The 20,738-nt window shown below is 49.4% G+C and carries 14 protein-coding genes; 11 read left to right on the forward strand and 3 right to left on the reverse strand.

What is annotated here, in order from left to right; translation table 11 throughout:
• Window positions 1–420: 420 nt before the first annotated feature.
• From BMY11_RS05450 to BMY11_RS05480, 7 genes are all read left to right on the forward strand, one after another.
• On the forward strand, window positions 421–1,698 hold the full coding sequence (locus BMY11_RS05450) for a zinc-ribbon domain-containing protein (protein ID WP_177182505.1): 1,278 nt from the start codon (window positions 421–423) through the stop codon (window positions 1,696–1,698).
• Window positions 1,699–1,713: 15 nt separating this feature from the next.
• Entirely contained in the window at window positions 1,714–2,874 is a 1,161-nt protein-coding gene (locus BMY11_RS05455; RefSeq protein ID WP_090573408.1) for a S1C family serine protease, read from the forward strand.
• Between the two features lie 128 nt (window positions 2,875–3,002).
• A complete protein-coding gene (locus tag BMY11_RS05460) occupies window positions 3,003–4,562 on the forward strand; it encodes a spore germination protein (RefSeq protein ID WP_256217308.1) in 1,560 nt (519 codons plus the stop codon).
• Window positions 4,562–5,671 (forward strand): GerAB/ArcD/ProY family transporter, encoded by a 1,110-nt coding sequence (locus tag BMY11_RS05465; RefSeq protein ID WP_090573409.1) that lies wholly within the window; start codon window positions 4,562–4,564, stop codon window positions 5,669–5,671. Before BMY11_RS05460 ends, BMY11_RS05465 begins: the two co-directional genes overlap by 1 nt.
• Window positions 5,668–6,792, forward strand: coding sequence for a Ger(x)C family spore germination protein (locus BMY11_RS05470; protein WP_090573410.1), 1,125 nt, complete (start codon window positions 5,668–5,670; stop codon window positions 6,790–6,792). The genes BMY11_RS05465 and BMY11_RS05470 overlap by 4 nt, the downstream gene beginning before the upstream one ends.
• A 212-nt stretch (window positions 6,793–7,004) precedes the next feature.
• Window positions 7,005–8,561, forward strand: a complete 1,557-nt coding sequence (locus tag BMY11_RS05475) for an ABC-F family ATP-binding cassette domain-containing protein (RefSeq protein ID WP_090573411.1) — start codon at window positions 7,005–7,007, stop codon at window positions 8,559–8,561.
• 166 nt (window positions 8,562–8,727) lie between these two features.
• Window positions 8,728–11,136 carry a glycoside hydrolase family 95 protein gene (locus tag BMY11_RS05480; protein WP_090573412.1) on the forward strand — a complete coding sequence of 803 codons (2,409 nt, stop codon included), beginning with the start codon at window positions 8,728–8,730 and terminating at the stop codon, window positions 11,134–11,136.
• 109 nt (window positions 11,137–11,245) lie between these two features.
• On the opposite strand, the gene BMY11_RS05485 is transcribed toward BMY11_RS05480, so the two are convergent.
• The gene (locus BMY11_RS05485; RefSeq protein ID WP_090573413.1) at window positions 11,246–13,084 is read right to left on the reverse strand and encodes an ABC transporter substrate-binding protein; all 1,839 of its coding nucleotides are present in this window, start codon (window positions 13,082–13,084) and stop codon (window positions 11,246–11,248) included.
• A 149-nt stretch (window positions 13,085–13,233) separates the two neighbouring features.
• Between BMY11_RS05485 and BMY11_RS05490 the strand changes: the two genes are divergently transcribed.
• From BMY11_RS05490 to BMY11_RS05500, 3 genes are all read left to right on the forward strand, one after another.
• Window positions 13,234–14,742 (forward strand): DUF4153 domain-containing protein, encoded by a 1,509-nt coding sequence (locus tag BMY11_RS05490; protein WP_090573414.1) that lies wholly within the window; start codon window positions 13,234–13,236, stop codon window positions 14,740–14,742.
• A gap of 76 nt (window positions 14,743–14,818) precedes the next feature.
• A complete protein-coding gene (locus BMY11_RS05495) occupies window positions 14,819–15,040 on the forward strand; it encodes a helix-hairpin-helix domain-containing protein (RefSeq protein WP_090573415.1) in 222 nt (73 codons plus the stop codon).
• 43 nt (window positions 15,041–15,083) lie between these two features.
• On the forward strand, window positions 15,084–15,596 hold the full coding sequence (locus BMY11_RS05500; protein ID WP_090573416.1) for a GNAT family N-acetyltransferase: 513 nt from the start codon (window positions 15,084–15,086) through the stop codon (window positions 15,594–15,596).
• A 126-nt stretch (window positions 15,597–15,722) separates the two neighbouring features.
• On the opposite strand, the gene BMY11_RS05505 is transcribed toward BMY11_RS05500, so the two are convergent.
• On the reverse strand, window positions 15,723–16,745 hold the full coding sequence (locus BMY11_RS05505) for a stalk domain-containing protein (RefSeq protein ID WP_177182506.1): 1,023 nt from the start codon (window positions 16,743–16,745) through the stop codon (window positions 15,723–15,725).
• Window positions 16,746–17,214: 469 nt separating this feature from the next.
• Between BMY11_RS05505 and BMY11_RS05510 the strand changes: the two genes are divergently transcribed.
• On the forward strand, window positions 17,215–18,951 hold the full coding sequence (locus tag BMY11_RS05510; RefSeq protein ID WP_090573418.1) for a proline--tRNA ligase: 1,737 nt from the start codon (window positions 17,215–17,217) through the stop codon (window positions 18,949–18,951).
• 104 nt (window positions 18,952–19,055) lie between these two features.
• On the opposite strand, the gene xerC is transcribed toward BMY11_RS05510, so the two are convergent.
• The gene (xerC, locus tag BMY11_RS05515) at window positions 19,056–19,994 is read right to left on the reverse strand and encodes a site-specific integrase (RefSeq protein WP_090573419.1); all 939 of its coding nucleotides are present in this window, start codon (window positions 19,992–19,994) and stop codon (window positions 19,056–19,058) included.
• Between the last annotated feature and the right edge of the window lie 744 nt (window positions 19,995–20,738).

Raw genomic sequence — 20,738 nt, forward strand, 5'->3', positions numbered from 1 at the left:
GATAGCCGATTTCAGCGAATTTTCGACGATGCAGTGCCTCGTGGACCCCTCATTAACCAATGAAGTCCACCAAACCAGCTACTTTACCTCATCTCGTCGGTTATCCTCAAAAGTAGTCCAGCAAACCAGCTACATTGCCACATCTCGCCGGATTTTCGCCAATGTGTATCCCAGGAGGACACACATTGCCTCATCTCGTCGGTTTCCCACCTATGTGTATCCCAGGAGGACACACATTGTCTCATCTCGTCGGTTTTCTCTTTATCCTCCTTGTTCCTTGCGTCGCGAGGAAGTGGATTCCCTATCTAATTTTGGATAAATAGGACTTTGGAAACAGGATTTTCCTTATGGATGTCGAATCATGTGATGCTGTGGTCATGCCTAGCCAATCATACCTATACCACGGATGGAGGATTCGACATGTTTTGTGTACAATGCGGAAACCGCCTGCTGGAGGAAAGCAAGTTTTGCAGCAAATGCGGTACTCCGGTTCCAGCGAGTGAACCGATACCACCTGAGGTGCTTGAAGAGCTGTCATCGGGCGAGAGTGAGACGGCTGCTTCACTTGCCATTGCGAGTCCCGCTTATGAGGAACACCTAAACAGAGAAGAGGCGGAGGCACCAGTCGATCGGAAACATTCGGCTGTAGCCAAATCGCGTACCGTGCTGTGGGTGCTGCTTCCGATTATGAGCTTCCTGCTCGTCTCGATCGGAATCGCAGGGGACTATCTGTATCAGCAGCATATAACGAAACAGGTTGAAGCGATGATCCGAACAGCGGAGCAGCTGTCTTTGGACGGCAAGTATGCCGAAGGCCAGCAACAGATCGAGCTTGCATTGAAGAAGCGCCCTTCGCATCCGGTACTACTGAATGATCAAGCCGTTCTGGCTGATGTTCTTAAGCTGGTTGGAACCATACAATCGATGGACCACCAGGTGGAAGCGAAGCAATATGAGCAAGCACTCAAGGCAGTCTCGGAGCTGAAGAAGTCAATTGCCTCGCGGAATGGCGCGGTGTTTACACGACTTGCCAGCCAAGCTTCACTCAAGGAAGAGACGTTTACCGTTCTTCAGGTGACCGACCGCCTTGCTAAACGGAAGACCGTGACAGAGCTCGTGCCGCTGCTTGCGGACCTTAAACCATACTCTGGGGAGGCAGCGAAGAAAGCGATACAACAAGTGAAGCAGAAAATCGTCGACCTCTCCTATGAGAAAGCGTCGAAGGAGCTGCAAGCGAAGAACTTTGAACAAGCGCTGCAGACAGTCGATGGCGCGCTCAAGCAAGACGTCCAGAATGCGAAGCTGCTTTCGCTGCAGAAGATGATAACTACAAAGCAGAAGGCGTTCGAAGAAGCGGAGCAGCAGCGAATTCAGAAGGCGATTGAGGCATCGACAAAGGAGGATGTGCGCAATCGGACAGAAGGTGTCCAATTGGTCGACATCCACACCGGCGTAGATGATTATGGCAACTTCGTGGTAAGCGGTACGGTGAAGAACGTCGCGACAAGATCGGTCAACTACGTGACTGTTTATTACGACATCCTCGACAGTTGGGGGAATGTCCTCTACAGCGATACGCTCTATGTAACGCCATACGATTTGCCAATTGGCGAGCAAGGTAGCTTCACGAATAGCTACTATAATGATGGCTCATTGTCATCGGTGAATGTAACTCGTATCGAATGGCAGTTGGAATAGGAGGGGGCATACAACATGAGACTAAGAAGCTGGTTATCGATATCATTATCTGTGTTTATCTTACTGGGAGGCACAGCAGCCGTATATATGCTAGACCAGAGATGGGACAACCCTGTTGTGGAAGCTGCGTCGGCACTTGGCAAGCCGGGGATGAATCCTTCTGCGGCTCAAGTGAAGCATAGTTTAAAAGAATTGATCCAAGTGGATCAGAAGAAGGTCGTCTCCATCGAGGTGGACGTAGAGGAAGGCAAGGCAACCGGTTCGGGCTTTATCTATAATGACAAAGGCGATATTGTCACCAACGCGCACGTCGTCTTGGATGCGACAGGAATTACGGTCAAAGCTTCCGACGGTAGTTTGTATGTGGGCAAGCTAATCGGGATTAATCCGGAGAAGGATATCGCCCTGCTTCGTGCCGAAGGGCTTGCAGGTCGTGAGCCGCTTGCGATCGATGCGGAGACGAATGTCGACATCGGCGATGAAGTGATGGCTTTCGGCAGTCCGCTCGGGCTAGACAATACAGTGACGACGGGCATCATAAGCGGCGTCGACCGGGATTTCGAGATTGAAGAGACGAACTATAAGGGGCTATATCAAATTTCCGCTCCGATTACGCATGGTAATAGCGGAGGACCGCTTGTCCTGCAGGCAAGCGGCAAAGTGATCGGAATTAATACGGCTGTCCAAGAGCAGGGGGCGATCGGATTCAGCATCCCAATCGGGCAAGTCAAGGCGATGCTCGAAGCGTGGAGCCAGCATCCCGATGAGGAGTTGGCGAAACGGTCAACCGCGACTTCGGGTACGGGCGGCACAGATAACGAAGTGTACACGAAGGAAGCGATGTCGGATGGAGCGGATTATATCGTCCAACGGTTTTATGAGAGTATTGGAAGCAAGGACTACGTGAACGCGTACAGCTTGCTCGGTAGCGATTGGCAGACGAAGACGGATTACGAAGCGTTCCGAAAAGGCTACCTGTACACGCTTGAAGTCTACATAAAGAATATCTCGATTACATCGGCTGACTCGCAATCCGCGATCGTTGATGTCATCATTGAAGCGACAGAAGATAAGCAGGGCAGCGATGTTGTTGTAAACTCCTACAGCGTACAATACACAGTCAAGCCGGAGAATGGATTGCTGAAATTGATTTCAGGAAAAGGGAAGAAATTATAAAGTAAACCATTAGCAGACCGCCAATAATTGGCGGTCTGCTTGCATTTTACGAATAATTTCCAGCTCTAATTGGAACAATGAGGAAACGGATGGAGAGATCCTGAACACGAAGGACGGTGGAGCAAGAAGTGGAATTATTTTATCGTTTATTCAAATTGATAACTCACCGCCAAATTGTCATGCAGAGGCAGTCCAGAGAGGATCATACGCCAGATCGAGGTACAGTTGAATTAAGCTTGAAAGAGAATCTGGCTAAGTTGCAGACCATCTTCAGTAAAGCGCCAGATCTGATTATAAGAACGTTTATTTATAAGCAAACAGGTCAGAAGGCGGCACTCGTCTATTTGTGCGGCCTCGTGGACAAAAATTCGATCAACAATAATGTGCTCTACCAGCTCATGTTCGAGCCGATTGTAGACAATGAACAGATGAGCCATTTACCCATTACGGTCGGTGATCTGAAGTCGACGACACAGTGGAGCAATATTGAGCTTATGCTGCTGGAAGGACATAGCATTTTGTTCCTGGATGGCGCAGAGCTGGCGTATTCACTTGATACACAAGGCTGGCCGCAGCGTGCGATTTCCGATTCGCAGATCGAAGCGTCGCTGAAAGGCTCACATCAAGGCTTCATCGAATCTGGCTGGCAGAACGTTGCCCTTATTCGCCGCTTGGTCAGTACCCGAGAGCTGAAGATGGTCGAAATGTATATCGGCAGCAGAGTGCCCTGCAAGGTGACCATTCTATATATGGAGGATTTGACGCAGCCGGATCTGCTGCAGGAGCTTGAGAAGCGGTTAAAGGCATTAAATGTGGATTGCATTCTAAATACAGGAGAGCTTGCGGAGTATTTGGAGGATCGGCCCTTCTCGCTGTTCCCGCAGTTCATTACAACAGAGCGACCGGATACAGCCGCTTCTCAGCTGCTTCAAGGCCGATTATGTCTCGTCGTTGACCGCTCATCAAGCGTCTTGATTGCGCCTGTTGGCGTCGCAGCCTTCTTCCAAGGCGTTGATGATTACAGCACGCGCTGGCCGATTGCAACTTTCCTGCGCATCATGAGATTCATCGCTTGCTTCGTTGCGGCGTTCTTGCCGGGCATTTATATCGCTTGCATTTCGTTCAATGTGGAAGTTATTCCGCTTGATCTGATTTTGTCGATCGGTCAGTTTAGAGCTTCAGTCCCGTTCCCTCCATTCATTGAAGCGTTGATCATGGAGATGATGCTTGAGATGCTTCGCGAAGCAGGGGTTCGGCTGCCTGCGCCTGTCGGTCAAACGGTTGGAATTGTAGGTGGTATCGTTATCGGGCAAGCTGCCGTGCAAGCGGGGATTGTAAGCAATCTGATGGTCGTTGTCGTGTCTTCAACGGCAGTCGCATCGTTCATTCTTCCCAATTACGATATGGCTGCATCAATTCGGCTGATTCGATTCCCGGTGATGCTGATTGCTTCCTTATTCGGCATCATTGGCATCGTCGCATGCTTCATGGGGTTACTCATCCATGTCATCCAATTGAAATCGCTTGGTGAGTCTTACAGCACACCGCTTGCGCCTATGCGTCTTGGGGATTGGAAGGATGTCTTCGTTCGGATGCCGCTCTGGAGTATGAAGAAACGGCCGGATAGCATCAGAACGCTGCAGAAGACGAGGATTGGACCAAAACGATCTAAAGGTGATGAGGAATAATGGATGCCGTATTAAAGCCTGGAAAAGCTACCCAAATTACGACGCTGCAATTTATCCTCATCATTCACAGTATGCAGCTTGGAGTAGGCATAATCTCCATACCCAAGGATGTTGCAGCGATTAGCGGGACAGATGGTTGGATCGCGATCATTCTTGGCTGGCTCCTGTCAACAGTAGCCAGCCTAATCATTGTACAAGTGATGAAGAAGCATCCGAATGGTACGATCATCGACTTGCTCTCTCATTTTTTTGGCAAATGGATAGGAAAGCTTGGGATGCTTGTATTTGCATTGTATTTCGCTTTGTACGCTTATCTGATTTTTGACCGAATGGTGATTCTGATTCAAAGCTGGATCATGCAGCAGACCCAAACATGGGTGCTCATGTTATTGTTTATCCTACCTGCGTATATGCTGATTAAAGGCGGGGTCCGTGACATAGGGCGCTTTTCTGAAGCTACATTCCTCGTTTCCGTCTGGATGTTCGGTGTACTGGTGACGTTGTTTCATGAGGGCTCTTGGCTGCATCTGCTTCCTGTCCTGAAAGAAGGCTGGATGCCTGTGCTGCGTACGGTAAATACGACGATCCTGTCGTTCCTCGGATTTGAATGTGTATTCTTCATCTATCCCTACTTGGAGAAGAAACAATCGGCAGCAGTCGGCGTTATTATTGCCAATACGTTTACGATGCTGGTCTATCTCTATGTGACGATCATTTGTTTTGTTGTTCTCAGCCCGGATGAGATTACTTACTTCAACGATACGGTCATTTCGGTTGTGAAAATTATCGAATTCCGGTTTATCGAGCGGTTCGATTTGGTGATGCTGTCTTGTTACTCCATGGTCATCTCCAAAACATGGATTCCGGCTACTTACTTGTCGAGTTACTGCATAAGCCGTTTCTTTACTTTTGGGAAGCATTATATGTACGGCGGGATCATTCTTATCTCGATGGTCGTACTCAATTATTGCTTGAACTCCGGTTGGAATGAGAGTATTAAAGCGGCTAGTATGTTTAGCAAACTCGGTATAGCGGTGGCATTCATATTCCCATTCTGTCTTTGGCTGTTGCTTGCGGTAATGACGCAATTCCCGAGGTGGCAGAAATGAGTCGCTTGAAGCGTATTATGCTGCTCGTGCTTGCCATGAGCCTCACGCTAACGGGCTGTAAGGATCGAGTAGATCTAGAGAATATTACGCTCGTTCTTATGGAAGGCTTGGACCTTGATAAGGACAATAATTTGCTTGTGTATATTTCTAGCCCGGTATTCAACAAGGAAGCGAAGAAACAGAACGAAGCGACGAAAGTTAAAGCGATCTCGCCTCGTGATTCACGCGGTTATTTGGAAGCGAAAGTATCTGCATTAGTCAGCACGGGTAAGCTCCAGAACTTGCTAATCAGTAAGAAACTGCTGCAGCAACCCTATTGGTACAAGCTGCTTGATGTGTTTTTTCGAGATGCGAAAGTGCGCGCAAACGCAAGAATTATTATGGTTGACGGCAATGTAGGGGACGTCGTGTTCTTCGAACCCGATGACAAGCGGAGGCTTCCGCTCCATATCGCTAAATTAGTTGATACGGCACATGAGCGTAATCTCGTTGAAATGACGACGCTATTCACGATACAGAGACTGATTTACGAGAAAGGTGTTACCCCTTATATCACGGAGCTGCGCAAGGAACCAAAAGAAATTCGATTAATGGGTACGGCACTGCTCGATAAGAAGGGCAAGTACGTCACATCCATCAATTTGGTGGAGAATGAATTGCTTCAGATCTTGCAGGATGAGAAATTCCAAGACCTTACGCTTACAGTCGTTCTTCCAGAGAAAGATAAGCCCGGTACGGTCTTTCATATGGGAACGGTTAGTTTCTATGTGAAGAAAGTAAATCGAAAGATTAGAACTTCCTATAAGGACGGCAGATTCCAGTTTACATTTGACATTGGCTTACCGATTCAGATCACGGAGCGACTATTCGATTATGATGTGCAGGATGATGCGCATAAGCTGGAGAAAATGATCAATGAGCAACTGGACAATAAACTGCGTGAGCTTGTGGGCAAGTTTCAGAAGAACAAGGTGGACCCCATTGGACTTGGGTTATTCGCACGGGCGTATCAATACCACAATTGGAAGAAGGTCCAGAACGATTGGCCTGAAGCTTTCGCGGAGGCAAAGATTGATGTTCATGCCCACACGAGCATTAAAGATTATGGTGAAATCAAATAGTGTGCACTTTTGCACTTCGCGTGAGGAGCCGCGCGAGGTGCGGAGAGTGTCGGAGCGGCCCGAACGACGCAGCAGGAGAGGATCTGTGCGGCTCGGGCTATATTTTCGTAGGCTCTGGCGAATCTCGTTATTGAGTTGCTAAGCGCATGACGCTATAATAGTACGAGAAAAACTGTGAATATATAAAAAGTCTAAGCAGAAAAGGTGCAATTATGAGCATATTAAACGTAGAACGACTTAGCCACGGCTTCGGTGATCGGGCGATCTTCAATGACGTCTCGTTCCGGCTGCTGAAAGGCGAGCATATCGGACTAATCGGCGCGAACGGCGAAGGTAAGTCCACTTTCATGAACATTATTACAGGTAAGCTTCAGCCGGATGACGGTAAGGTCGAATGGTCCAAACGGATGCGCGTCGGCTACCTCGATCAGCATGCGGTTCTGAACAAAGGAATGACGATCCGCGATGTGCTCAAAGGCGCCTTCCAATATTTGTTCGACATGGAACAAGAGATGAACGACATGTATGGCCGCATGGGTGAAGTGACGCCAGAAGAGCTTGAGCAAATGCTAGAGGACGTAGGTACGATTCAAGATATGTTGACGAATCAGGATTTCTATATGATCGACGCGAAGATTGAAGAGACGGCGCGCGGTCTCGGCCTCACTGACATTGGTCTTGATCGTGACGTTCATGACCTCTCCGGCGGTCAGCGGACGAAGGTTTTGCTTGCAAAGCTTCTGCTTGAGAAACCAGACATCCTGCTTCTCGATGAGCCGACGAACTATCTCGATGAGCAGCATATCGAATGGTTGAAGCGTTACTTGAATGAATACGAGAATGCCTTCATTCTCATCTCTCACGATATTCCGTTCTTGAACAGCGTTATTAACCTGATCTACCATATGGAAAATCAAGAGCTGAATCGCTATGTGGGCGACTACGATCACTTCATGAACGTACATGAAATGAAGAAGTCGCAGCTGGAGTCCGCGTTCAAGCGCCAGCAGCAGGAAATTTCCGATTTGAAAGACTTCGTAGCCCGCAATAAAGCGAGCGTTGCGACGCGGAATATGGCGATGTCCCGCCAGAAGAAGCTCGATAAGATGGATGTCATCGAACTTGCGAAGGAGAAGCCGAAGCCGCAGTTCAATTTTAAGGATGCGCGGACTTCCGGTCGACTGATCTTCGAGGCGAATGACCTCGTAATCGGCTACGACTCTCCGCTCTCGAATCCGCTGAACCTGCGCATGGAACGTGGACAGAAGATCGCCCTTGTCGGTGCCAACGGTATCGGTAAGACGACTTTGCTTCGCAGTATTCTTGGCGAGATCCAAGCTCTCTCCGGCACGGTACAGCTTGGTGAGACGCTGCACATTGGCTACTTCGAGCAAGAAGCGAAGGACGCGAACTACAATACTTGCATTGATGAGATCTGGAACGAGTTCCCTTCCTTCAATCAGTTTGAAGTGCGTGCTGCACTCGCGAAGTGCGGTTTGACGACCAAGCATATTGAGAGCAAAATCACGGTGCTAAGCGGTGGCGAGAAGGCGAAGGTTCGCCTCTGCAAGCTGATCAACCGTGAGTCTAACTTGCTCGTGCTCGATGAGCCGACGAACCACTTGGACGTTGATGCGAAGGAAGAGCTGAAGCGTGCGCTCAAGGCGTACAAAGGCAGCATCCTGATGATCTCCCACGAACCGGAATTCTATCGCGATATCGTAACCGAAGTGTGGAACTGTGAGTCTTGGACGACGAAGGCTTTCTAAATGTAATGTGAAGCGGCGGCTCCGATGACCTGGCTTGTATGGCCAGCTCTTCGGAGCTGTTTTTTTATATACAGATATGAAATAAAGGTAATTTGGCGCTTATTCGCTTGACGGTCGATTGGGCAAAAAGCTACATTGTCATTATGTGGAGAGGGGGACGAGTTTCTTGAAGCTTCATTATGACAGAGCAGCAAACGTATGGACGGAAGCGCTTCCAGTTGGGAATGGCCGACTCGGCGCGATGATATATGGCGGTGTTGAACAGGAAGAATTGCAGTTGAATGAAGATACGTTATGGTCGGGTTATCCGGCTGATGGTACGAATCCGCATGCGCATGAGGTACTCCCTGAGGTGCGCAAGTTGATTGAAGAAGGTCGTTATGCAGAGGCAGATAAGCTTTCGAAAGAAATGATGGGGCCATATACGCAATCGTATCTGCCGCTTGGCCATCTGCGGCTTACGTTTGAGCATGGTCATTGCTGGACCTCCTATGAGCGTTCGCTTGACTTGGAGGAAGGAATTGCGCAGGTTCGTTACTCGATTGGCTCCGTAGACTACACGCGCGAGACGTTCGCATCCTATCCAGATGGCGTTATTGTGATGCGATTAGAAGTAAGCGAGCCTGGTCGGCTGAGCTTCCATGCGCAGCTGGACAGTCTGCTTCGGTTCGAGACGAAGCGGGACGGCGACCGTTATGTAATGAGAGGTGTAGCGCCGGAGCATGTCGCGCCAAGCTATTATCCAGTCGATCACCCGATCGTCTATGCGGAGGATCCCGCTTCGTCGCGGGCGGTCGCTTGGGAAGGCGGACTGAGCGTTAGTCTAGGCAATGGAGGCGGCCGGTGGTCGATTGATCAGAACGGACTGCGCGTTATAGGAGCTACTACGGTCATGCTCTATTGGAGTGCGGCAACGAGCTTCGAGCGGTTCGATCTTGTACCAGGCAGTGGAAGCAGACAGCCGGGGCCAACTGTTGCTGCTGCGCTGGAAGCGGCTGCTGCGATGCCGTATGAGGAGCTGCGTGCGCGGCATGTTGCCGATTATCAGTCGCTCTTTGGCAGGGTAGAGTTGAAGCTCGGTCCATCTGCTGCGCCGATTGGTATGCCGACGGATAAACGCGTTACCGAATATGGCGCGGAAGATCCTACACTCGTGGAACTGCTCTTCCAATATGGGCGTTACTTGATGATCGCAAGCTCACGTGAAGGAACGCAGCCAGCGAACCTGCAGGGCATCTGGAATAAGGAAACAAGGCCGCCATGGAGTAGTAACTATACGCTTAATATTAATGCCGAGATGAATTATTGGCCCGCGGAAAGCTGTAATTTGGCGGAATGCCATGAGCCGCTGCTTACCTTCGTGAGCAACCTTGCAGTAAACGGTGCGCGGACAGCGTCCGTTAATTATGGTGCTCGTGGTTGGACCGCGCATCATAACTCGGACATATGGGCAGGAGCAGACCCGGTCGGCGATTACGGTCATGGTGATCCGATCTGGGTGAGCTGGCCGATGGGCGGAGCATGGCTTAGCCAGCATCTGTGGGAGCATTACGCATATGGGCGAGATGAAGCTTATCTGCGTGAGAAAGCTTATCCGATCATGAAGGGAGCGGCACTATTCTGCCTCGATTGGCTGATCGATAACGGCGAAGGCAGGCTCGTTACAAGCCCGTCGACTTCACCTGAGCATAAGTTCCATACAACGGATGGGCTTGCTGCAGTCAGCGCAGGCGCAGCGATGGATTTGGAGATCATCTGGGACTTGTTCACAAACTGTCAGGAAGCAGCGGCAGTGCTTGGTGGCGATGATGCATTCAGCTCGCAGCTTGCAGAAGCGAAGGAACAGATGATGCCGCTCCAGATTGGCCGTCATGGTCAGTTGCAGGAGTGGACGAGCGGCGATTTCGAAGATGAGGACGTACATCATCGCCATGTGTCGCATCTGTTCGGTGTGTTCCCGGGGCGTCAGCTGACTGAGCGTACTGCGACAGAGCTGTTTTGCGCCGCGAAGCGATCGCTTGAACGCCGCGGCGACGATGGAACAGGCTGGAGCTTAGGCTGGAAAATCTCACTTTGGGCTCGCTTCGGCGATGGAGATCGTGCACTTAAGCTAATCTCGAATCTGCTTACAGTCGTACGTGAGAACGACCCGAATGGGCATCATGGCGGCGGTGTCTATCCGAACCTGTTCGATGCGCATCCGCCATTCCAGATCGACGGCAATTTCGCCGCTACCGCGGGCATTGCGGAGATGCTGCTGCAATCGCATCAAGGCGCTTTGCAGCTGCTGCCTGCGCTTCCGAGTACTTGGACTAGCGGCTCGGTGAGGGGGCTGCGCGCACGCGGCGGATTCGAAGTCAGTCTCCAGTGGCATGATGGGGCATGGACGGAGATAGAAGTGGTTTCAGTTAGCGGTGAGGATTGCGTAATCGCATTGAATGCGGATGATGTTACTCCTGCTTTGTCAGTACAAGTATCGGGTAACGACGGAGAAGTGGCGATACGAGTCGTTGCCGAAGACCGTATATCGTTTGATACGGTCGCAGGCGAACGGTACGTGCTGCAGCGCAAGTAATGCGTCAACTGATACCCAAATAAGAAGAAGCAAGAAGCTTGGCCTCTCTCTCGAATGCTCGAGATGAAGCCTCTCGCTTCTTGCTTCTTTGTTTCGTTAGCGCGTTCGTTTAGCGCGTAAACCATAAATCGCGGAACCTTACCCAGCCGAGCGATTCAAGTGAAATGCCGCGGATTGAAGGATGGAACGCGGTCTTCAGATGCTTGCGGTAAAGAAAGAGCAAGCTGTGCGATTCCAAGAGCTGCTTCTCAAGCTCCAGGAAGGCAGCTGCGCGGCGCAATGGTGAGCGTTCGGTCAATATGTCCGCGATCTGCTTCTGCAGCAGCAGCCGCATATGTGGTTTCCTGTGATGCTGCATGCTTGTATACAAATCAATGAGCCGTAGTTCACGGTGCTCATCGAGCATGATGGCGAACAGCAGCAGGTCCGCGCTTAGCCGCTCCTCACCTTTGAACAGTTCGGCTTCGATTAGCTTAATCGCAATGGTGATGCCGGCGTCCTCGCATACTTGCTGCACGATGAGGGCATCGGTCTCGTACTGTGGAATCGTAGCGAGAACGATGGGCTCACCTTGGTAGCCAGAAGCTCTCACTCGTTCTTTAATGGCCTCTATGTCAGTGATAGCGATTGTGGTGTCGACGCTGCTTTCTGATGAATCCATCTGCCTATCAGCAGCTTGCGGCCAGAAGCTGTCGGCACGCTCAATGACATCGCCAGACAGACGAGTAATGAGCTCTGAACGGTCAAGCGCGAGATCGAGTGCTTCACGAACAGCAGCAATTGAGAGCGGTCCGTCTCTCAGCTCGTTGACGGTAATGAATTTGCAGGTCATACCGGATTGGCGCACCTGCTGCCATCGGCTTGCGGCAGACTTCGACAGCCGCACATTATGCATCACTTGAAACGAGGCCAGTTCCTCAGCTTCGTCCAGTGGCTTGTCTCCGGGCTGTGACCATACTTCAACCCTGTCAAGGAATCCGCGTCCTTGGAAGTAGGAGGGGAATGCTTCCAGTACGAACACGCCGCTTACTTGCTCCATAAGTCGAAACGGTCCCGTGCCAATCGGCTTCGTCCCGATACTGCTGTATTGTTGCTGGTGCAGGGCATCATCCTGGACTCGATTTGGAGCTGGAACTATGGATGCGCGGTTCGTCGTCAGGAAGGCGAGGAACAGCTCATTCGGCTCGGACAGCGTCATGCGCACCGTTCGTTCATCGGGGGTCTCGATGCGAATAATCTTCATGTAGACCCAGTTAAATAATCCCTTCGGCGCGAGCGTCTGAAGCCGCTCCAACGCATATTTCACATCGGCTCCGAGCATTTCTGTACCGTGATGGAACAATACACCTTTGCGGAGGTAGAATGTCCATACCGTTCGGCTCTCGTCCACCTCCCATGCATGGGCGAGATGCGGCGAAATAGTATCACCGGCAGCACTCATTCGGACAAGTCCGTCATAGAGCTGATTCGCCAGATGGCTCTCACCAGAATAATGGATGCTAGCAGGATCAAGCGAATGAATTCTCTGAGGCAGCGGGAACCGCAAAATATCCATGCGGCGTTCACCCTGCAGCTCCGAATGAAAGCCAAATCGTCCTGATAGCCACTCCTGAAATTGTTGACGCAGCACGTGAGTACCTTCATCCATCGTCTGCAAATATGAGATGGCAGATTGCAAGTCCTGTTTCTCTGCGATTTCCTGCGCCTCTTGCAAGGCAATATCTTCCTTACGCGCTAAGAATTGCAGCACCGAGCGATTGCCGCGCCCGCGTCTAGACTCCCAGCTAAGCCACTGTTCCTGTTGCATCCGCTTGAGCAGCAGTACCATATTGCGGTGTGTGCAATCGAGCACTTCAGCGAGCTCGAGCGTCGTAATCTCAAGCGGCTCCTGCTCTTTATACTTCGGATAGTAATTTCGGAGCGCTAGATAATGCTGCCGAATCTTCATCTCGTTCCCCCTAACAAGCAAACACCTAAAATACGAAATTTCTATTGAAAATCTTACACTTTATGTTCTTATTTTATAGGCTACAATAAAAGGGAGTAAATTACAATTCGCTTCCAGAGCAAGCGAAACTTTAGGAGTGGAGTGAGAGCATGAGAGATCCGGCACCATGGCAGCGTAGATATGAGCGAATCGCTCTGCTGTCGTTGCTGTTTGGTTTGATCAGTCAATATTTAAAGATCGGGCATTCATTAGGCCTCAACGTGCCTCTATTTACGGCGCTGTTCTATGGCTTATTCTTCTATGCCGTCAAGGGGAGAATCGGTGGGTTCGATAATTGGCGAGGTCAGTCCAAATCCGGATGGCTGCTCAGTCTGCCGATTGCGCTCCTGTCGCTAAGTTACGTACTCTTCGCGAATACGATGTTTCAATCGCTTAACATGATCCTTCTCCTAGCGCTTGCAGCTGCCCAGACGGTGCTTCTCACCAGAAGTAGCAATAAACCATGGTATCGTGCCGCATTTTATCATGATGTCTTATACGTTGCATTATTTAGACCAATTACGTATATTACGGTTCCTTTCGGACTGTTAGCAGCACGATTCTTGCCTGATTCCGTCACTCGCGAAGGGAGTAGTCCAGCGGCAAGTACGTTAAAGCGCGTTATGCTTGGCTTACTGCTCGCAGCTCCACTTCTGCTCCTAGTCACGTTGCTGCTCGCTTCCGCCGATACGATTTTTCAAAGCTTAGTAAATCGAATTCCTAACCTGTTTGGCGATTTCTCCATTGGGAATGGGATCGTACGGTTAATCTTCGCTATCGCTATTGGGTTGTATGCCTTCTGCTATCTATGGACGCTGTTGTTCAGGAGGACGGAGAATCAGGTATCAACACCATCGGTTCGAGCTGGCAAAAGGTTCGATTCCATTGCAGCTGCGACACTGCTTATGAGCTTTAATTTCGTTTATTTGGTGTTCGCCGGCATTCAATTCTCCTATCTATTTGGCGCTGCGTCGGGCTTATTGCCCCAAGGGGCTGCTTATGCCGATTATGCAAGGCAAGGCTTCGCACAGCTCGTCGCTGTCGCGCTCATCAATCTCGGATTGCTGCTCGCCGGACTTCACCTTGTGAAACGAGAAGGACAAACGGTAGAGGTGGTCCGTAAATTGTCACTCAGCATGCTAGTCGGCTGCACCATCATCATGCTCGTATCTGCGTTCAGCAGGCTCTCGCTCTACGAACAGGCCTATGGCTTTACACAAACACGTCTGCTCGTACATGGATTTATGTTATTTTTAGGCTGTATTCTGATTGTGTCGCTTATCCGGATATGGAGGGAGCATTTCTCGCTCGCCAAAGCCTATATCGGTCTTGCAGTAGCAGCGTATGTTATCATGAACTATATCAATATTGATGCCATAGTAGCTCAGAGCAATAGCGAACGTTATACAGCCACTGGCAAAATCGATCTCGATTATTTAGCTACATTGTCCCCAGATGCGTTGCCCGCACTTGTTAAACTGCAGAAGGAACAGCAGGGCAATGGTGAGCTGGCAATATTGTCGCATATTATCGAGAGCATCCGACATGATGCAATCGAGAACAGCAGTTGGCAATCCTGGAGCTGGCCGAAGCAGCAATCACAGGATATGAACAGGTAATTAATAAGGTTAACTAAGCTCTACGAGAAATGATTCATGGCATTAACTATTGGTTGAGAAAGGAGTGATCTTGCAAATGAACCAGGATACTGCTGCGAAGAATACGCTGAATGATATCCCGTCTGGACTATCGAAACCGGCGATTCGTGCGCTAAGCAATGCAGGTCTGCAAAGCTTGGCTGATATCGCGAACATGAGTGAAGCAGAGTTCAGGAAGCTGCATGGCATCGGCCCCAAAGCGGTGGATCTGATCGTTGCTGCTTTCGAGGCGAATGGAATTGCTTTTGCAGACAGATAAATTGCAGCAAATTGATGGCTGGCTACGAAAGGCGGAATAAACGATGAAACTCACGTTTCTACGTGTGGAATCAGCGGAACAAATCACAGAATTAGCTCGGTTAGCAGCAGAGATTTGGCGCGAATATTACGTCTCCATCATTACGATGGAGCAGATTGACTATATGATCGGTAAATTCCAATCCACACAGGCGATTGAGGATCAGATTCATCATCAGGGTTACGAGTATTACTTGATTCAGCAGGATGATTCGGCGGTTGGATATATGTCGGTCAGGCAAGAAGAGGAGAAGCTGTTCCTGAGCAAGTTCTATATCGCAAAGGAGTATCGGGGACGTGGTTATGCTAGCAAGGCTATGGTGTTCCTGGTGCAGGTATGTCAGGATCGGAACCTGAGCTATATTGGGCTGACGGTCAATCGTCATAATGAATCAAGTATCGCGGTTTATGAGAAAAAGGGTTTTCGGATCGTGCGGGAGCAAATTGCAGATATTGGAAACGGTTATGTGATGGATGATTATGTGATGGAGAAGAGAATTGAGTCGAGAGTTACATAATAATAGTTATGTAAACAAATTGTGATTCGAAAGTGAACCAAACCAAAAAGGAGCTATCCCATATCATCGGGATAGCTCATTTTCGTGACATAGGTTTACATAACTAATATTATGTAAATAAAAGTATTACCAGTTGTACTCGTTATCCTTTATGAGATCAGCTTCGTGATAGAACAGTACGCGCGCATTCGTCGCTTCTGGTGGTATCGGAATCAGGAATCCGGGTTTATTTCCGACCGGATAGGTCAAATCACTAAATTTACCTTGTTCCCCGCGATAGATGACTTTTACTGAATCGATGTTTGCATTAATCGCATTGTCGTGAATACCGATACCCAGATAATCGCCATAATAGCTGACTGTCAAGCCGTCTTCGGGCATGCTCATTCCGTAGCGAACAATCTCTTCGCCGAGTGCACCGTTCTTGAGTCGCTGGATCAAGAACATCGACACGTCCGAGTCGGATATCTCCAGAACCACTGCCGCGTATTTCGATACGATAGCATAGTCGACGATTGACGTATTGCTCTGCGCGATATAAGCATCAATCTCGTCTTCCGTAATTGATTTCCCGGAAGGGTCGTCATCCGGAAGTGGATATTGGCTCAGCCAGGCTGCCCAATGTTCGGGCGATCGAAGAATGCTGCGATATTCGTCGTTCGTACGCAAATTCACTACATTCGTGCTTGCATTCCAGCTTACAGATAAGCCGAGCTGTTCCGCAACGAAACGCAGTGGTACAAGCACTTGACGGTTCTGCTCGAATGGGACTGCGTCTCCCAAGTCGCCAGACTCCGGAGGATCGTTATCCGATCCGAAGCTGTTATAGAAGCTTTCACCGACGCGCAGCGAAAGGGTTGTCTGCTGGTTGTAGATACTCACTTCGCGGTTCCCCTCATAGTCCATAATAGAGAATTCCGCTTGAATATCCGGATGGTTAAACAGCTCAAGCGGCGCATAAAGCCGATTCCCCGCGCCCCATACAACCGCTATGTCCGTATTCCCAACAGGCTCGCCGTTAATACTCAGACTAACTTGCTGCTTCTCATGTAACCGAACGCTCTGAGCGGCAGCATGCCCCGTGTGCTGCGCTCCAACCGCAATGCTTGCGGCTGCGATCATTGCCATACCTAATTTCAACGCTTTCATACCCATCACTCCACTCCGATAGTCGTAGCCTCTTCCTGTCTAGTTATCGGTAGGAACGATCCATTCTTTTACAAAACATTAAATATATGCATCCGTCGTGCCGCAACGTTCTTAGCAGCATTTATCGAGAAAATGTTCTTGTCACCCAACTGTTGACTTCTCTCTCTAGTTGCTGTAATTTAGTTGACAACAAATTGAACGACATTGATCAAGGATACGCACTCTATATGTTTGTCTGCGCCCAGAGAGGAAGCCTTAAGCTGAGAAGCTTCCCGCAGCTGCTAGAGTCGCCCAGCCTTGTAGTCGCTGCAAGGAACTCGCCTTCGTATTTGCAGCCGGGTCATTCCCGTTATCAAGAGCAAAAGAGCCTTTTTTTAGGCTGAATTTTGGGTGGTACCACGAGAACACGCACTCGTCCCTTAACCAGGGATGGGTGCGTGTCTATTTATTTGGAAGGGGACTGTATCTAATGAGACAAAAACAAGCTTTCGTTCCAACGATGAGAGAAATACCAGCAGATGCCGAAGCGATCAGCCATCAGCTGCTGGTGAAAGGCGGGTTTATCCGCCAGCTTACGGCAGGCGTCTACTCGTTCCTGCCACTTGGGCGCCGAGTACTTCGCAACATTGAAGCGATCGTCCGTGAGGAGATCGACCGCACCGGTGCGCAAGAGGTGCTGCTGCCTGCATTGCAGCCGGCTGATCTCTGGCAGCAATCAGGTCGCTACGAGGTGTACGGACCAGAGCTTGTCCGGCTGAAGGATCGCAGCGGGCGCGAGTTCGCGCTTGGTCCTACGCATGAGGAAGTCATTACGCACCTTGTGGCTGGGGAGATTTCGTCGTACCGGAAGCTGCCGGTTACGCTCTATCAGGTGCAGACAAAGTTCCGCGATGAACGCCGTCCGCGGTTCGGCTTACTGCGGTGCAGAGAATTCGTCATGAAGGATGCTTACTCCTTCGACACGGACCCAGAAGGTCTCGATAAGACATATAACGCAATGTATAACGCGTATCACCGGATATTTGAACGTTGCGGCCTCCAAATTCGCGCAGTAGAAGCTGATGCCGGTTCCATTGGCGGTGAAGGCGGAACCCATGAGTTTATGGCGATCGCCGAGTCTGGCGAGGATGACGTCGTCACGTGCAGCTGCTGTACGTATGCCGCGAATATGGAGAAGGCGATCAATCGTGAGTCGGTAGATTTTGCATCAGACGAACATCAGGTCTCAGCTATCGCTCGGGAATCAGCTCCACTGGATCCATTTCATACTCCTGGAATGCGAACAATAGAAGAGTTGATCGAAGGGCTTGGCGTCAATGGTGCTGAGCTTATCAAGACGCTATTGTATATGGCAGATGGCAAGCCGGTTGCCGTTCTCGTACGCGGTGATCACAGCATCAATGAGACGAAAGTGATCAACGCGCTTGGCGCCATAACGCTCGAACTTGCAGATACAGAAACGGTGAAGCGTGTTACTGGTGCAGGAACAGGCTTCGCGGGACCAGTCGGATTAGATGTACCGCTGCTCGTCGATTACGAAGTGAGCATCATGCCTAGAGCGATTGCTGGTGCGAATGTGACGGATTATCATAGCCGCAATGTCGTTCCTGGTCGTGATTTTGCACTCGCACAAGTCGGTGACTTCCGCAATGTTCAGGAAGGCGATTCATGCCCGAGCTGTACAGAAGGTAAGCTTACGATCATCCGAGGCATTGAGATTGGGCACGTCTTCAAGCTGGGGACCAAGTACAGTGAAAAGCTTGGCGCGCAATTCGTGAATACAGCAGGAGAGTCGAAGCCAATGATCATGGGCTGCTACGGGATTGGCGTAAGCCGTTTGCTCTCAGCGATTATCGAACAAAATAACGACGAGGGCGGAATGATCTGGCCAGCATCAATTGCACCTTACAAGGTGCATCTGATCCCAGTCGCTCATCAAGATGCTGCACAGATGGACGCGGCTGAACGCCTGTATGCGGAGTTGACTGCTGCTGGAATTGAAGTGCTGCTAGATGACCGAGAAGAACGGCTTGGCGTGAAGCTAAAGGACAGTGACTTAATCGGTATACCGCTGCGTGTTGTTATTGGGAAAGGGATCGCGGATGGTATGGTGGAGTGGAAGGAACGCCGTAGCTCAGGACCGGCAGAACGAATCGCGATTACGGAAGTGTTAGCTTCCATTAATGCCCATATTGCACAATCATAAAGGTTCACTCGAGTAAAACAGCCCGCTTCCTTAATAAATGGAAGTGGGCTGTTCGTTTGTTACCCTTCTAGTACTTGCTCGAGACGACCGAGGTGCGCTGAGGCTCACCGTACTAAAAATCTTAAGTTTGTAGTGTGAGGGAGAATTGGTTGGATGGTCATCATGGCTTCCTTTTTAGCTTGATCATTGACATGGGTATAGATTTGTGTAGTTGAAATGTCAGCGTGGCCAAGGAGTTCTTGTAGCGTTCTCAGATCAACCTTACCTGTAGCAAACAAGTTTGTTGCAAATGAATGCCGCAGCTTGTGGGAAGACAAGGAGACGTCTTTATATTGTTCATAGTCTTTTTTAAATGCCTCGAACGTTTTCTCAGCTACATTTTGAATGGCGCTCTTGGAGATTCGGCGGCCAAGACGAGAGATGAACAATGCTGTTTCCTGGCTTCTCTTAGGCAGCAATCTTTCTGCAAGGCAATTATGCAGGAGATCAATTAAAGCAGGCGGAAGGGGGATGTACCTCCATTTCCGTCCTTTACCTAGAACGGCAAGAAGAGCGGCTTTATCATTAAAGTCAGTGATGTTAAGTCGGTGGATTTCCCCTACGCGAAGTCCGCAATATGACATAAGGGCAAGGATTGTGATATCTCTGGTTTGATAGCGGGAGTTGACCTTCTGAAGGAATTCCCCAAGATCATCCTGCGCAATGTAGACAGGGACTCTATTCTTTTCTACTTTCGATTTTTGAACATCTATAGCCGGATTTGTTTGAACCCGATTGAATTCGATCATTACCTTGAAAAAGAGACGTATGGAAGACAACGCCCTATTACGGGCGCCATCACCGGCCCCGCCGTTTCGTATTCGAGTAAGGTGTGCCATGATATCAATTTTACGCAATGTATCGAGAGGCTTCTCAGAGACACTGCGCAAGAATGACCTTACATCATGGAGATAGCCTTTTTGCGTCTCCTGAGAATAGGATCGATCTTTAAGCCATATAAGAAACATTTCCATATCTTCATCATGTTGAGTTGCTATGTTCATTATGTCCACTCCTGTTTCGACTAGGTGAGATTTATTGGTTAGATCGTTAATTCAGCAGAAGGTAATAGGTCATTTTCCTAAAATAAAATGGCTCACAGATCGAACTATATTAAATATGGATTTAATAGAGTTCAGTTCATCTACATATTCGCTTTTCCATCGCTTAATTCCTCTTCATTTTTTGAATAGAATAATCATTTTGGTTGGTGAAGCATTATTTCCCTTTACGATCTCGGCAACAATACTTCAAAGATAGTCGAAGCTTACAGCGGCGGCAGCCTGTTCGACTAACGGGCGGTTTCGCTCAAGACTATATTGACGAAAGGTGGCATTAGAAATTGAAGAGTCGCGATGAACTTGTCCTAGAACCCGAATCTACCATGGCTCTAATCAACGGCTGGGTCACTGAGGGGAATAACGCCAATCAGGGACTCATTTTACCTTGCAACACTAAACAGGGAGAAGAAATTGTTGGCGTTTATAAATAAGACACAATATCAGGAAAGTATTCTATTTACCATAAAGGTGAGATAAGACCCTCTTCGTTCGAGGAATGCCAAGAACTAGAAACCACAGCAGTATGGGCAGATAATCATATCGTAGATAGAATAATGGGAATTACTGTATGGCATGAGAATATGTAGAGATAACAGCAGAAATATTGCGCTAACTAGGAACATTAGTTGAAAAGACTAAGGAGCAGTTTGCCGGTGGCAGCTGCTCCATTTTTCATTAAGCTAACGG

Origin of the sequence: Paenibacillus sp. OV219, assembly GCF_900110075.1 — a bacterium.
GTDB lineage: Bacteria > Bacillota > Bacilli > Paenibacillales > Paenibacillaceae > Paenibacillus_Z.